Below are 13,701 nucleotides of genomic sequence, written 5' to 3' on the forward strand. Positions count from 1 at the left end.
AATTGGGCATGAAGAAGAGACAAGGTAGACAAGGAAGAGGGGGGAGACAAGGGAAGAGACTTATTCAATAATTCCCCCTTGTCCCCCTGCTCCCTGCCCCCCTGCCTTCCCGTCCCCTGGCCCCCCTGCCTTCCCGTCCCCTGCAATTCAAGATTCAGGAGTATGTTGCATTGAAACTTGTATCAGATCCAGCGATCGCTAACAAAATTCGTAAAATGAATCAGCGGGTAAGGTGGCAAGATCCGTTAATTGTGGAACGAAACATCGACCAAACTCGCCTGGTGTTGGAAGATGGTCAAGCAGATAATCCTGAGTTCTCATTTTTAGTTGTGGGTGATAGTGGTTCTGGTAGGCATCGGGGACACAATCCCCAACGACAGATAGCTGAACTCATGTTGCCCCATCACGACGAATCCCGTTTTATGCTGCATACCGGGGATGTGATTTACTTAGTGGGGTCGAGTGAATACTATCAGCAGAACTTCATCGAGCCTTACCGAGAGTTTATCTTGGGTGGGGAGCATCCGAGAAAGATTGCTTATGACCAGATGATTTTTAAGCTACCAATTTTACCAGTACCGGGAAATCACGATTACTATAACTTGCCAATTTTATTGAGCTTGGCATCTCTCACAACATTACCCATTCGTCGCTTGTTGCGATCGCGGTTAGACCTAGATGTAGGCTTGCATGGCTCAGGAACTGGCGAAGCTTACGCACAGGCATTTATAGACTATCTTAAAGCCTTGCAGCCTCCCGGAGAGTTAAGCAGCCATTTAGGTAAGTACTACACAGGTAAGACAGATACAGGTCTTTGTCTTAAGTATGAACCTGGGTATTTTACCCGCCTTCCCAATCGTTACTACACTTTTCGCTATGGTGGAATTGATTTCTTCGCCTTGGATTCTAATACATTTAACGATCCACCACCTCTACCTAAAACAAAACAAGGTGATGCCGATCGCAAAATATTAGAAAAGCGTCGTGAAGATTTAGAACAAGAAAAGCAGCACATTATTGAAACCTCGGCCAAGCTTCGTCCTGAAAACCCCATTGAAGCCGACCAATTAGACGACTTTCATGCCAAGCTATCGCAAATTGAAGAAATTATTGTTGATATCAAGAAGCAATTAGCTAGTGACAAAACAATGCAGACTGATATTGAACAACTAGACTGGCTCAAAAAGAGATTAATTGAATCTTGGAATAATTCAGAAGTTCGGGGAAGAGTGATTTATTTCCATCATCCTCCTTATGTCACTGAAGCGACAAAGTGGCAACAAGCACAAACTTTGATCGTTCGTGATCGCTTGCGTGGCGTGCTGGATGCAGTAGCGAAAGAAATAGGTTCTCTAAATCAGGGTCGTCCTTTGGTTGATTTGGTATTAAACGGTCACGCCCACTGCTTAGAACATCTTGAGACAATGGAAACAGGACACGCTGATTCTCATATCCACTGGCTTGTTTGTGGTGGTAGCGGGTTTAGTTTGCGCCGCCAAAGGATTGAGGGAGCAGATTTAATGGAGGGAAATAAATTAGTGGCGCGATCGCATCTCTTCATTGGTCGCAACGGTCAAGGTTCTCAGAAGCGACGACCATATTCAGGTTTACGCATTGACGTTAAAGGCGATGGACAGCCTAAGTTTATTGTCCGTCCTTTGGTTGCCGAATGGCATCAGCGACAATGGCATAATCGGGAACTTGAGCCACTGATCATCTAAAGGTAAAATATCCTTGAGCGATCGCCATTCAACTTTCACATCACGTTATCATCGGATATTGGGGAATTTCCGTGCGTAACTCGATAGCATCTATGACCGCCTCTCACTCTGAAACTCCATCTACCAAACCCGACGCAAGTACTTTTATTTCTGACCATCAACAGGTGGATCGCAGTAAGCTAAGTCAAATGTACCTGCACTATGTCGAGACGAAGGATAAATATCCTCACGCGGTATTGTTGTATCGGGTAGGAGATTTCTTTGAATGCTATTTCCAAGATGCTGTAAAACTAGCACAAGAATTAGAATTAGTCCTCACTAGTAAGCAAGCTGGGGAACAGGGAAGAGTGGCAATGTCTGGTGTTCCACATCACGCTTGGGAACGCTACGCAACGATGCTAGTAGAAAAAGGTTATGCAGTCGTAATTTGCGACCAAGTAGAAGATGCTTCGGAAGCTGCTGGTAGATTGGTGCGGCGGGAGGTAACGCGCATTCTTACACCCGGCACTTTGCTAGAAGAAGGAATGCTCAAATCCAGTCGCAATAATTACTTGGCAGCAGTAGTAATTGCCGCAAATCATTGGGGTTTAGCTTATGCAGACATATCTACAGGGGAATTTCTTACTACTCAAAGTAGTGATTTAGAACACTTGAGACAAGAATTAATGCGCTTGCAACCATCAGAGGTGCTAGTTCCGACAAATGCGCCTGATTTGGGTAGCTTGCTGCGTCCGGGAGAAACTTCGCCACATCTGCCGGAGTGTTTGCCACCATCATTTTGTTATAGTTTGCGATCGCAAGTTCCATTTTCTCAAGGCGAAGCTAGACCTAGATTATTGCAGAAATTTAAGGTGCGATCGCTCGAAGGACTAGGTTGCGATCATCTTCCCCTCGCTGTTCGTGCGGCTGGCGGTCTTCTAGAATACCTGGAAGATACCCAAAAGGAAAACCCAGTTCCCCTTCAAAAACTCCGCAGCTACACTGTCACCGACTACTTAATTGTTGATAGTCAAACCCGCCGTAACCTGGAAATTACCCAAACCGTCCGGGATGGCACTTTTCACGGTTCCCTACTCTGGTCATTAGATAGAACGAGTACAGCGATGGGTGGGCGGGCTTTACGGCGGTGGTTATTGCAACCACTACTCGATATTAAAGGCATTCGGGCACGTCTTGATACCATCCAAGAATTGATGGAAAATACACCCCTGCGTCAAGATTTGCGGCAGTTGTTACGCCAAATTTATGACCTAGAACGCCTCACGGGAAGGGCTGGTTCTGGTACAGCTAATGCTAGAGATTTAGTAGCTTTAGCAGATTCTCTCTCACGTTTACCAGAATTATCGCACTTAGTTACTGAAGCGCATTCTCCATTCCTCAAAGCTTTGCAGAAAGTCCCAAGTGTGTTGGAAGAATTAGCACAAAAGTTACACGCGCACCTTGTGGAGTCGCCACCCATACTAATCAAAGAAGGCGGATTAATTCGCCCTAGCGTCAATCCTCTTTTGGATGAAAGGAAAGCGACTGTAGAAGCAGACCAGCAATGGATTGCCAACTTAGAAGTTGATGAGAGGGCTAAGACGGGAATTTCGACATTGAAGGTCGGATTTAACAAAACTTTTGGTTATTACATCAGTATTTCCCGCACCAAAGCTGACCAAGTACCTGCTAATTACATCCGCAAGCAAACCCTGACCAATGAGGAACGTTACATCACCCCAGATTTGAAAGAACGAGAAGCCCGGATTCTCTCGGCGCGGGATGATTTAAATCAGTTGGAATATGAGATTTTTACGGCGTTGCGGGAAGAGGTAGCACAAGAGGCGGAAGTAATTCGCAATCTATCTCGTGCAGTCGCGGCGGCAGATGTATTGTGTGGTTTGGCTGAGTTGGCAGTGCATCAAGGTTACTGTCGTCCAGAAATGTTGCCAGGAAGAGAGATAAACATTGTTGATGGCCGTCATCCGGTGGTGGAACAGTCTTTACCTGCGGGTTTCTTTGTGCCGAATTCGACTCAATTAGGTCAAGAGTCATTAGTCATTAGTCATCTGTCATTAGCAGATAATCAAGAACAAATAACAAATGACAATCCCGATTTGATTATCCTTACCGGGCCAAATGCTAGCGGCAAAAGTTGTTATTTGCGTCAGGTGGGATTGATTCAGTTAATGGCGCAGATTGGTAGTTTTGTACCAGCTAGATTGGCCAAATTGGGAATATGCGATCGCATTTTCACCCGTGTAGGGGCAGTAGATGATCTTGCAACTGGTCAATCTACCTTCATGGTGGAAATGAATGAAACGGCGAATATTCTCAACCATGCCACATCTAGGTCGCTGGTATTATTAGATGAAATTGGCCGGGGAACAGCAACATTTGATGGTCTTTCTATCGCTTGGGCAGTGGCAGAATATATCGCAGTGGATATTCGGGCGCGAACGATTTTTGCTACTCACTACCATGAATTGAATGAGCTAGCTAGCATTGTACCGAATGTAGCTAATTATCAAGTGACGGTGAAAGAATTACCCGACCAAATTATCTTTTTACACCAAGTCCAACCGGGAGGCGCAGATAAGTCTTACGGTATTGAAGCTGGAAGATTGGCGGGTTTACCAGCAGTGGTGATTCAACGAGCCAAACAAGTGATGGGGCAAATTGAGAAACATAGTAAAATTGCGATGGGGCTGCAAAATCTGGATTAATTTTGCAGGTTGATGCATTAATACAAGTCGATGCATTGAAATGGCACGGCTAGGAGTTACGTATCAATGGCAAAAAAAGGTTATTGGGCGAATTGAGAAACACAGTAAGATTGTGATTGGGCTAAATAATTTTGAGTGGTAACTATATAGTATCTGAAAGTACAATGCGCTGACCATAATGTTAAGTACGTATAAAACTAGGTTGCAAGGAATGTAAATAGTTATGGATTCTCAAAACTTACAGCAAACACAGCAAATAGTAATAGATTCTCAAACCTTACAACAGTTACAAGACGAAATTGAAGAGGAAATGCGTGAGATCCTGAAAAACTCTAACTTTGACAAGATACTCGCAAAGTATGGTATATCAGGAGACGATATCTTAACACTTCAGGTCAGTACAGACTTATCTAACATACAAGCTGGTGCTATTTTTGATGAAAACCAACAACCTAACAGTTTGTTAAGCCCAATCCCAAAACGAGTAAATTCATCATTTCAGTTTGCGATGAGTTTCTCTGGGACTGGGGGGATGAGTTTCTCTGGCACTGATCGTAATTTACAAGGTACAATTTCAACCCTGCCTAGTGAGAGATGTTGTGCAGTTTGCAATTATCCTAATCAGATACCATATTTTGATCCGGAATACCCCCCGATGTGTCAAAATCCTCAGCCTCCAGAACACGAATTAAAATTATCCTAAACAAGGAGACTGTGATGTTTAGCAGTGTTTTAAAAGAGGTTACAGGTATCTTCAATTCTCGCTTTCTCCTCAATACCTTTTTTCCTAGCCTCATCTTTTGGGGACTACTAATCATTGTGATAATTGCTGGTCGCTGGAATATATATGAAGTGATTAAATCTTGGAATCAACAAGATGTTGCTTTCAAAACTATTGAAATAATTATATTGATAAGTTGGATAACATTTTTTTCTAGTGTTATAAGCAGCTATTTAACTCTAATTATACGTTTTTATGAAGGCTACTGGAATTTACCTTTTTTAGAAAAAATTGGTACAACCTGGCATAAAACTGCTCTGGAACAACTAGAGAATAAGATCAAGGACAATCCTCAAGATTTTAGTTATGAGCAGATTTATCTACTTTACCCACCACCTACTCGTAAAAAGGAAGTAATGCCGACACGCTTGGGCAATATCCTCAAAAATTCTGAACTATATCCAATGTTGCGCTATAAAATTGATGCTGTTCTGATTTGGCCACGTCTTTATCAACTTTTTCCAGAACGCTTTATTCAAACTATTGCTGAAACCAAAAGTGCCCTTGAATTTACACTAATTATATCTTCACTCAGTGTTTTTTTTGCGTTTATAAGTGGGATTTATCTGCTAATTGTCGGTGCAGCTTGGTGGCTTTTCTTAATTTGTTTTTGGGGAGGATTACTGATTGCTTGGTTAGCTTATAAAGGAGCTTTGAGCAATGCTATTAGTTACGCTCATCAAATCAAAACTGCTTTCGATCTTTATCGAAATGAGCTTACTAAGCAAATGCGTTTACCACTACCTAAAAATGAAAAAGATGAGCGAGAGAATTGGGAAAAAATATGTCAGTTTATATATCGTGGCTCTCCTATAAACTTAGAATATATCAACGATGAAAACACTTCAATTTCAGATCAAAAGCAACCTTAATGAGTAAGCGATTCTCAATCAAACTGAGCTATTTATTGGCAATTATTGCTGTTCTAATTGGGGTTGTTGGTGCTGTTTACTTAGACTGGCATGAAATCCAAACTCTTGTTTCTATTCAAATTCCAGCACGAGACTTACCCGCCTATTACCAGATCCAACCGGGCGATATTTTTAAAAAAACTTTTGCTGCTAGAGATATACCTTCAAATACCCTAACAAAATCCCAAGATATAGTAGGTCGCTACTCTCTGGTGAAACTTCCTAAACAAAAACCTTTAACAGAAAATCAACTTAGTCCCAAAATAGATCCACTTCGCCTTATCGATACAATTGCTGTTGGCATTCCCGTCATACCTCTTATTACATTAAGTGAGAATCTGCAAGCAGGTGACATTGTAGACGTTACACTTGTACCCCCTACCACTAAGGAAGGTTCTTTACCATCTCCTATTGTGCTTGCAAATATCCTAGTGTTAGATGTAAAGCAAGTGTCGCTAGCCAAAGCCAATGTATCCTCAACATCTGTAATTGTTGTAGCTCTACCTGTAAAATATCAGCAAAAATTTGCTAATTATATTCCTGGTGCAACATTTTTAGTCAGTCGGAAGCTATAAATTAAATATCCAAAACATCGACTTAAACTTATCCATATAAAATTACTTCAATTTCGTGCTAATTCATCAATCACTTTTTATAAATACCACTCTTCTGATTCACGATATTGAGCTAACTTATTCATACAAATGAAAAGCTAGACTGTATTTAGTACAGACGAAGGTAGCAATATGACTACAACTAAACAAATAGTTGCCTTGTCGTAGATGCGCTTTTAAATTAGTATTGTTTTATACAAGTTTATCATGAGCAGTAAATTATTTATGATATTAACTTATGATATTAACTGTAGACAGTTTACTAAAAAAGTCTTAAGCAATATTACTATGCACTCAGCTAGCAAATTGGCTTGAATAAACTAAGAAGCAAGAGAGTTGCCAACTAGTTGAAATAGTGTCAACCTTTATGCTTAAAATTGCACAAGAGGTTTTTTTAGCATCTACTAAAAGCTAAAGTTGACCCTTTGCAGGACCCCCATAAGCAATGCTGACTGAAATTTTGCCTTTTTCCTTTGAGTTAGACACGATCGCGATCGCCGGAGCGAGTTTGTGGTCATTAGCGCTATATCTAGGTTTTTCCCCTGTCAATCAATGGGTAATCGAACAACTCAACCGTTGGTTTAACTTTGCCGAGCGATCGCTTTATACTAGCCAAACAGAGTTTGAAAAGACTCGCAAAGGCAGAGAAGCCCAAAATGCTTTCTACGCCTCATTATTTAGCATCACGCCTTTTCTGGTAGTTGGTGCTTTATGTAACTGGGGTCTGGAAATTAGTTTAGGTGAGAGTTGGGGAATTAGTACAGGAATATTAGCTTGTATGGGTGCCGGCATTTATGAACTTGGGCGCAGGGATGGAGAATCTTCCGATTAAGTAGAGAGACGAACAGGAAAAACTGACTGCAACTTCTCCTCCTACTTCTCAATTTCCTCGCAAATAATCTGTGCTATCTTCTGGGCTGCACCGCTTTCGCCACGAATATTACGGAGTTTAGCGCGGATATGATCCAATTTTTCTGGATGGGCTAATAAGTCTACAACCATCTCCCCAATTTCTGGCGGCTGAATTTTACCCATAAGTTCTGGTACTATCTCTTCCTGTGCCCAGATATTTGGCCATGCTAATAAACCTTTGCGTCTCACGAATTTTAGGAATAACCAATTGATTACGTTAGCAAAGGGTGTACCTACCCCTGGCAGATTTGCTAACAACCCAGGTAAACCATCCCAAGCACGCATAGCATCAAGTTGCTGGGTTGGTAGTAAAACAATCATTGGCACTGCCAAAGCACCGAGTTCGGCAGTATTTGCTCCCACTGTAGTCAGGCAGATGCAGCACTGGGATAATAAGTGATATGCGGGGTTTTCTTGCCACAGTTCCACAGTTACGCCCGTTGCTGTTTTGAGCAATGCTTTGCCTCTACCGTCTTCTGGGACAATTAAGGAAGCACCACCAAAACCAAAGATTTCAGCAATAGAGTTCCTTTGAGGATCGGCAAAACTAGCTAAAGTTTCTAAATCCAAAGTTGGGGCTACAGGAATCACAAATTTAGTTTGCGGTCTTTTTGCGTGAACATATTCGGCAATGCTTAAAATTAATGGTACTCCTTGGGCTAATTTTGCTGCTTTTGATCCAGGGAGTAGACCAATCAATTCAGTCTTTTGTCCTACGCTGTGGGAAGTAGCTGACGCGTCTATGTCATTAGTCATTAGTCCTTTGTCGTTGGACAAATGACTACTAGCTTCTACCATCAAATCACCTACAACGGTAAATTTTTGAGCATATTTTTGGGGGACGCGGGCAGCAACTTCGGGTTTCATCACACCAAAACGATCAATCCAGTTATGCCACCTGGCTGACCATTCGGCGTAAACCACTGTGCGATATCCAAGCTTTTTACCTATAACTACAGGGAAAATTTGATCGCCACCCAGAAAAACAACTACACCGCGACTTCTCCAGTCCCAATTTTCAAAAGTTTTACCCCAGAGCAAAAATTGCCAAAAATGCTCTGCGGCCTGTACTCTATCTACTTCTGGATAAGAAAGTGCGATCGCAGCTTCTTTACCACTAGCATTTGAGCAAGGTGATAAGATTACACTGATCCTCACTTGATTTCGGTCATCGCCGAATTGTTGCCGCAATGCCCTGACTACTGGGCGCACCCAGGTTGTTATCTCACCAGGGCCATTTGATAAAATGAGAATATCTACTTGAGTCATTAGTTAATGGTCAAGAGTTAGGGGTCATTAGTCAAGAGGCAAATATTAATTAATTCGTTCCTAAGTCAAGAGCGATAGTATCATTTGTCGATAAGATTTCATATCTGTATCCAAGTACAGTAAAAAATAGAGCGTAGGCATAGCCCGTCAGAGACATCGCCTAGCTGTTTTGAGTTCCAAACTCAAAATTTGAGGTTCAAAGGCTCAACCTTCACTCTTAGAAACTTAAATGAAGACTCCTAACCGTAAGCCACTGCTTTGAAATCTTTATATGTAAATAGGATTTCTACCCCCAAGAGAGGAGATTTTCAAATGCAGACGAAGTAGAATTTAAAATAAAATTGACAAACTGTTTATGCAATGGGCTAATTTTCTAGCCAACGAAGCTGCTACTCATAGCTTATCCCTACAGCAAACAGCGGCTTTTGTAGAGTATTTTCAGACTGAACACTTAGATAAAAGTGAAGTGAAACTTGCTAGCAAATTAAACGTTGATATTGCTGTTTTAAAAAAGTTGCTAGATGAAGTATATAACAAGTTTGTCCAAAACTATCCTGAGTTAACAATTTCCAACAGTCGGGACAAACTACAAAAGTTACAATCTTACCTGACAGTAAAATATAATAGCGAATTGAATATCCTTAAACCATTAGCGGCGATGAAATTATTAAAAACGCTAGTGGAACGGGAAAGACTGCAAAAAGAACCTTGGATTGCGAGAAGAATTTGTAAATTTTTAGGATATTTACCTTTAGCGTTAGAGTTAGTAGGGCAATATCTGGATAAGATGCCAGGTTTGTCTCTGGAAATACTACTGAAGCGGCTAGAGAAAAAGCGAGTGGAACATGAAAACGTGGTCAATGAGAACTCATTGATGCCTGATAAAGACAGTGTAGCTGAAGCTTTTGAGTTGAGTTGGGAACAGTTGGATGAAAATGCAAAAAGCTTTGGCTGTTTGCTAAGTTTGTGTGCTTTAGCTGATATTCCCTTATCTATTGAGACGGTAAAAGATGACAAAAAACAAGAACTTTGGGAGAAAGCTATAGCCGACTTACTAGAATTACATTTACTACAACAAAAAAGTCAAGTAATTTATCATCTAAATCCAATAATTCGGCAACTTTTCCAAATGAAGTTGGAGGAATCAGGTGAGGCGGATGAAGCAAAAACTAAATTTGCAGCGATGATGTTAGAGGTAGCAAAGCTAATTCCGCAACAGCTTACCCCTGAAGATATTGTCAATTTCACTCCACACATCCCGCACATAATAGAAGTTGCAACCCACTTATCCCAGTATGTGAGCGATGAAAATCTCATTACTCTATTTACCAAATTAGCCTGGTTTTATCAAGGTCAAGGACTTTATCAGCAAGCAGAACCTTGGTTGCAGCAGTGTGTAGAGCTAACTAAAAATCGTTTTGGTTTAGAACATCCCGATGTCGCCACTAGCCTGAACAATTTAGCGCAACTTTACGATTTTACAGGACGTTACAGCGAAGCTGAACCACTGTATCAGCAAGCTTTAGAGCTGAGAAAACGCCTGCTGGGAGAGGAACATACTGATGTTGCCACTACCTTAAGCTATTTGGCATTACTCTATGAATCTACAGGACGCTACAAAGAAGCTGAACCTTTGTATCAGCAAGCTTTAAAACTGTGGAAACGCCTAGTGGGAGAAGAACATCCCCATGTTGCCACTACTTTGAATAATTTAGCAGCCTTGTACTGTTATACAGGACGCTATAGCAAAGCCGAACCTTTGCTGAAGAAAGCTTTAGAAATGAGAAAACGCCTGCTAGGAGACAACCATCTTGATGTCGCCACTAGCCTGAATAATTTAGCGCAACTCTACGAATCGACAAGACGCTACAGCAAAGCTGAACCTTTGTATCGGCAAGCTTTAGAACTAAGTAAACGCCTACTGGGAGAAGAACATCCCGATGTTGCCATTAGCCTGAATAATATCGCATCACTCTACCGCCAGACAAGACGCTACAAGAAAGCCAAACCCTTATTTGAGCAAGCTTTGAAAATTTGTGAACGGACTTTAGGTGTAGGTCATCCTACTACTATGACGATTCGGGCAAATTATGCCAGCTTTTTAAGAGAAGCATATCACTAGCGATCGCCTCCGGCACGCTACGCGATCGCTGCGCCTAATTCGTAATTCTTAATTCGTAAATAAAATATCCCCCTCTCCACCAGCGAAGAAGAGGGGTTAGATTTTACTTACATCCTAAAGACTGGCGAGTATCTACACCAGTTTTAGAATTTACCCCACTTGCTTTAACACAAAGCTTTTTCACTTGCGTCCCATCTAAAATTGCATTCGTAAAATCAGCGCCTGTGACATTTACATCATCAAAAATAGAACGCAGCATCATTGCATCGGTCAACACCGCATCACTTAAATCAGCATTCTTAAACCTTGTGAGATAAGCTATGCCTTCACTAAAATCAGCACCATGCAGATTTGCTCCCTCCAATAGGGTACCGTTGAACACGCCACCACGTAAGTCAGCATTGCTAAAATTAGCATTCTCTAATTTGAGATTAGTAAACTCAGTACCAACTAAACTTTGACCAGAGTAATCCTTCACCTTTAGTTCATCATTACCCACAGAACGGGTAATACTAGAAGAACTTGCAGCTTCCGCCGATAGGGGAAACAAAAAAAGAACCATAGCTAAGACAAAGCTAGCTAACAGCCGCCAATATTTCATAATCTCTTCTTAATAAATCTCAACACTTCTACCATTAACTATTAAACCTCACAGAAGAGGACAAAGGAGTGGGGAGATGAGTTTTCCCCCCTGCTCCCTGCCCCTCTGCCTTTTTTCAATGCCCAATGCCCCAATTCGATACACAAGACTGTAAAACCAGAAAGCATCTCGTAGGATGATATATGTTGAGGTGCGATGCCTAACGGCAAGTTGCTCCGCATCTACGCAAAATTACCTGTGGCTAATCAAGAAGACAACGCCCAATCTCTGGCGCGAACCCCTTTATATCAAGTGGGTGTAGAACTCAAAGCCCGCTTTACCAGCTTTGGTGGCTGGGAAATGCCCGTGCAATTTAGTGGCATTAGCCGCGAACACGAGGCTGTAAGAAATACAGCCGGAATGTTTGATATTTCACACATGGGTAAATTTACCCTCCAAGGTAAAAATCTCATTTCCCAACTCCAGTCTCTAGTGCCTTCAGACTTGAGTCGATTGCAACCCGGTCAAGCACAATACACCGTACTGTTAAATCCTCAAGCGGGAATTATTGACGATATCATTGTTTATTACCAAGGTGAAGACACCACTGGTATACAAAAGGCATTTATCATCGTCAATGCAGCAACCTCTGGTAAAGATAAAGCATGGATTTTGCAACATCTTGACCTGGATAAAGTGCAATTCCAAGACCTTTCACCAGAAAAAGCTTTAATTGCCGTGCAAGGGCCAAAAGCGATTAAATATCTCCAGCCTTTAGTGCAAGAAGACTTACAACTAATCAAAGCCTTCGGACATTTAGAAGCAACCTTACTAGGTAAACCTGCTTTCCTGGCCCGCACAGGTTACACCGGAGAAGATGGCTTTGAGGTGATGGTAGACCCAGATGTGGGAGTAGAATTGTGGCAAAATCTCCAGAAAGCTGGTGTTATCCCCTGTGGACTTGGTGCGAGAGATACCCTACGCCTAGAAGCAGCGATGGCACTTTACGGACAAGATATCGATGATACCACCACACCCTTAGAAGCAGGTTTGGGTTGGCTAGTCCACTTAGATACCAAAGGTGATTTTATTGGTCGGGAAGTTTTAGCACAACAAAAAGCCTCTGGAATGCAGCGTCGATTGGTGGGTCTACAAACTCCAGGACGCAACATTGCCCGTCATGGCTACCAAGTGTTATCCGCAGGTAAAGTTGTGGGAGAAGTTTCTAGTGGCACTCTGTCGCCTACACTGGGTTATCCCATTGCTTTAGCTTACGTTCCTACCCAATTAGCAACTATTGGTCAACAGCTAGAAGTCGAAATTCGTGGTAAAGCTTATCCAGCAGTTGTAGTTAAACGTCCCTTTTATCGGTCAAAAAATCGTGCTGCTAACTAACAAGCGCCAAGGTTTTTGAGGAATAATGTGTTGTGAGTTACTCAATCTACAGTAAGGTTCATTACCATATATGGCTTGGATGACTGTTGGGGCAATAATTTTTTTGATAAGGGAGAGGAAGTGATATGTCTTTTGAATATCCTCAAGATTTTAGATACCTGGATTCTCATGAATACGTGCGAATAGATGGCGAAATTGCCACCATTGGCATTACTGAGTTTGCCGTACACGAATTGGGTGATATCGTCTTTTTGGAACTACCAGAAATTGGCGACGCTCTTACCAGGGGAGAAAACTTTGGCACGATTGAATCAGTGAAAGCCGTTGAAGAGCTTAATTCCCCAGTAACAGGTACTGTTATAGAACGGAATGAAGCCTTAATTAATTCTCCTGAAGAAGTGTCAGAAGACCCCTACGGGGAAGGGTGGTTTTTGAAAGTGCGCGTCAATGACCCTGGTGAAGTTGAAGATGCTTTGACAGCAGATGAGTATCGCGCCCAAGTGGAAGGAGAGTAGGAGTGCTGAGTGCTGTTAGCTAGGGTTTAGCCCGTGCTAAGTGGAAGAGTAGGGGAGTAGGTGAGTGGAGGAGGTAGTTAACAATTACTCTTATTCACCTATCCAATATCTTCCAAATCTCCAGTCCCCAGCCCCCAGTTTAAGAGTATTTATTGCAAAATATGAAATAGTACCAT

Annotated in this window: 11 protein-coding genes; 9 read left to right on the forward strand and 2 right to left on the reverse strand. The window is 41.9% G+C overall.

All coding sequences use genetic code 11. The annotated features are described in order from the left end of the window. Positions 1 to 170: 170 nt before the first annotated feature. From FBB35_RS29485 to FBB35_RS29510, 6 genes are all read left to right on the forward strand, one after another. A complete protein-coding gene (locus FBB35_RS29485) occupies positions 171 to 1,721 on the forward strand; it encodes a metallophosphoesterase (protein WP_174712588.1) in 1,551 nt (516 codons plus the stop codon). Between the two features lie 92 nt (positions 1,722 to 1,813). Then, a complete protein-coding gene (mutS, locus tag FBB35_RS29490) occupies positions 1,814 to 4,426 on the forward strand; it encodes a DNA mismatch repair protein MutS (protein WP_174712589.1) in 2,613 nt (870 codons plus the stop codon). A 223-nt stretch (positions 4,427 to 4,649) separates the two neighbouring features. Further along, entirely contained in the window at positions 4,650 to 5,129 is a 480-nt protein-coding gene (locus FBB35_RS29495; protein ID WP_174712590.1) for a hypothetical protein, read from the forward strand. 116 nt (positions 5,130 to 5,245) lie between these two features. Next, entirely contained in the window at positions 5,246 to 6,079 is an 834-nt protein-coding gene (locus FBB35_RS29500) for a hypothetical protein (protein WP_174712591.1), read from the forward strand. Further along, complete coding sequence (locus tag FBB35_RS29505; RefSeq protein ID WP_174712592.1) at positions 6,079 to 6,693, forward strand: hypothetical protein; 615 nt, start codon at positions 6,079 to 6,081, stop codon at positions 6,691 to 6,693. The genes FBB35_RS29500 and FBB35_RS29505 overlap by 1 nt, the downstream gene beginning before the upstream one ends. Positions 6,694 to 7,177: 484 nt before the next feature. Continuing rightward, positions 7,178 to 7,564, forward strand: a complete 387-nt coding sequence (locus tag FBB35_RS29510; protein ID WP_163932268.1) for a hypothetical protein — start codon at positions 7,178 to 7,180, stop codon at positions 7,562 to 7,564. 41 nt (positions 7,565 to 7,605) lie between these two features. On the opposite strand, the gene FBB35_RS29515 is transcribed toward FBB35_RS29510, so the two are convergent. Further along, on the reverse strand, positions 7,606 to 8,913 hold the full coding sequence (locus FBB35_RS29515; RefSeq protein ID WP_174712593.1) for a lipid-A-disaccharide synthase: 1,308 nt from the start codon (positions 8,911 to 8,913) through the stop codon (positions 7,606 to 7,608). 355 nt (positions 8,914 to 9,268) lie between these two features. On the opposite strand from FBB35_RS29515, the gene FBB35_RS29520 reads away from it, so the two are divergent. Continuing rightward, complete coding sequence (locus FBB35_RS29520) at positions 9,269 to 11,035, forward strand: tetratricopeptide repeat protein (RefSeq protein ID WP_174712594.1); 1,767 nt, start codon at positions 9,269 to 9,271, stop codon at positions 11,033 to 11,035. Between the two features lie 103 nt (positions 11,036 to 11,138). On the opposite strand, the gene FBB35_RS29525 is transcribed toward FBB35_RS29520, so the two are convergent. Then, positions 11,139 to 11,636, reverse strand: a complete 498-nt coding sequence (locus FBB35_RS29525) for a pentapeptide repeat-containing protein (RefSeq protein ID WP_174712595.1) — start codon at positions 11,634 to 11,636, stop codon at positions 11,139 to 11,141. Between the two features lie 237 nt (positions 11,637 to 11,873). On the opposite strand from FBB35_RS29525, the gene gcvT reads away from it, so the two are divergent. Then, positions 11,874 to 13,010 (forward strand): glycine cleavage system aminomethyltransferase GcvT, encoded by a 1,137-nt coding sequence (gene gcvT / locus FBB35_RS29530; RefSeq protein WP_174713822.1) that lies wholly within the window; start codon positions 11,874 to 11,876, stop codon positions 13,008 to 13,010. Positions 13,011 to 13,135: 125 nt separating this feature from the next. Beyond that, a complete protein-coding gene (gcvH, locus tag FBB35_RS29535; protein WP_069072677.1) occupies positions 13,136 to 13,525 on the forward strand; it encodes a glycine cleavage system protein GcvH in 390 nt (129 codons plus the stop codon). Positions 13,526 to 13,701: the final 176 nt, after the last annotated feature.

The sequence above is a fragment of the Nostoc sp. TCL240-02 genome (assembly GCF_013343235.1).
In the GTDB taxonomy this organism is placed as follows: Bacteria; Cyanobacteriota; Cyanobacteriia; order Cyanobacteriales; family Nostocaceae; genus Nostoc.